The organism is Mariniluteicoccus flavus (assembly GCF_054776655.1).
Genome location: NZ_BAAHBN010000024.1, coordinates 1 through 1,419, shown reverse-complemented (window position 1 = coordinate 1,419; position 1,419 = coordinate 1). Strand labels below are relative to the sequence as shown.

Annotated in this window: 1 protein-coding gene; it reads right to left on the bottom strand. The window is 69.8% G+C overall.

The window, feature by feature from the left end; translation table 11 throughout:
* Window positions 1-3: 3 nt before the first annotated feature.
* Entirely contained in the window at window positions 4-1,308 is a 1,305-nt protein-coding gene (locus ACYVAG_RS17585) for an ISL3 family transposase (protein ID WP_460771834.1), read from the bottom strand.
* Window positions 1,309-1,419 lie beyond the last annotated feature (111 nt).

Sequence of the window (1,419 nt, the reverse complement as noted above, 5' to 3'; positions counted from 1 at the left end):
GGCTCATCCCAAAGCAGGGTGGGTTCTGAATCCGCCGGTCTCGAGTAGGCATCGGGCGATGTAGTTGGTGAGGTTGCGGAAGCCCAGGGCAGAGCCGCGGAGGTGTTCGAGCCGCCCGTTCAGGGCTTCGGTGGGCCCGTTGGAGGTTCCCGGCCGGTCGAAGTAGGCGAGCACGTCAGTTGCTCGCTGGTTCAGGGTCCGGCCCAAGCGTCGGAGCTCGACCAAGGCCGTGGGCACGCCGTCGCGCAGGGCGGCGATGACGGCGGTCATTGCCGCGCGACCGGTGGCCTTGTCGGGGTGGCGGTAGGCGGCGATCGTCCGCTGGAGGATGCCCCAGGTGGCCTCGACCTCGACGTGGTCGGGGTTGGTGAACAGGACGATGAGTCGCTGGCGCTGGCGGTCGGTGAGCAGGTCCTGTCCGGTGTGCAGGGTTCGCCGGGCCCGGTAGAGCGGGTCGTTGCAGCGGCCTCGGTGACCGTGCAGGTCCTGTTGGACCCGGCGCCGACACTGGTCGAGGGCATCCCCGGCCAGGCGGACGACGTGGAAGGGGTCCATGACCGTGACCGCGCGCGGGAGTTCCTCGGCGGCGGCGGTCTTGAACCCGGTGAATCCGTCCATGGCGACCACTTCCACGGCATCACGCCACGCTTGGGGCCGGTCGGCGAGCCAGGCCTTGAACGCGGCCTTGGAACGCCCCTGGACCATGTCCAGCAGCCGGGCGGGGCCGGTGCCGTCGCGGATCGGGGTGAGGTCGATGATGACGGTGACGTACTTGTCGCCCTTCCTCGTGTGCCGCCAGACGTGCTCGTCGACCCCGACGACCGCGACACCGTCGAACCGCGCCGGGTCGCCGATCAGGACGCGCCGGCCCTCGGCCAGGACCGCGTTGTTCGCGGTGTCCCAGGCGACCCCGAGCCCTTCGGCGATCCGGGCCACGCTCAGATGCTGCACGATCAGTGCAAGCAGGGCCCATCGAAGGCCGGTCCGGGAGATCTTCGCGCGCGGCTCGGCCGCCGCTGTGGTGTCCTGCCGCCACACGTGCCCGCAGCCGGTGCACCGGTAGCGGCGCACGGCGATCAGCAACATCGTTGGTCGCCACCCGAACGGTTCGTGCGCAAGCCGGCGGGTGGCCACATCATGCACGCTGCCCTCGCAACCGCACCGCCGGCACCACCGGTCATCCTCGATGACCCGGCAGGCCAGCACCGCACGGCCTGGCTCAAGGCGCTGCCCAGTCACCTCCAACCCGAGACCGTCGAGACGGCAGAACGTCGTCAGATCGGGCGTGGTGAAGGTAGCGTCGGCCATGTCGAGGTCTTCCAGATGGGGAGCGTGAGAACTCCCATCATGTGAAGACCTCGACGCCTACCCCGAGACCGACGCGCCACCCCCGCGACCCACCCTCGATTCGGATGAGCC